Below are 331 nucleotides of genomic sequence, written 5' to 3'. Positions count from 1 at the left end.
CGCGGACGTAACCGTCGGCGGCGGCATCAAAGGTCTTGCACTGCCCATCAGGGGCCAACATCCCCCACCGCGACGTCGCGACGCTGTTCTGCGGGGACAGGATCAGGTTCACCCCGGCCGCCAAGGCCTGATCAGACTCCCGGCGCCGCAAACTCTGACACGCCAGGTGAATCGTCACCAACGACGACGAACACGCAGTATCGAGCATGATCGCCGGACCATGCACCCCAAGGAAATACGCCAGCCGACCGGCAGCGAAGTTCGGCCCGTTGCCGAACGAGAGGTAGGGGTCCACGTCGCGCGGGCCGAGTTTGTCGGTCGCGATCAGGGT

Annotated in this window: 1 protein-coding gene; it reads right to left on the bottom strand. The window is 65.3% G+C overall.

Annotated features, from left to right (window positions below):
- The coding region (locus AC5Y4Q_RS21665) for a beta-ketoacyl synthase N-terminal-like domain-containing protein (protein WP_499960172.1) at nucleotides 1-331 on the bottom strand (331 nt) is incomplete at both ends.

It is taken from the genome of Mycobacterium sp. NGS16, from assembly GCF_059813225.1.
This window is presented reverse-complemented; position numbering and strand designations above follow the sequence as displayed.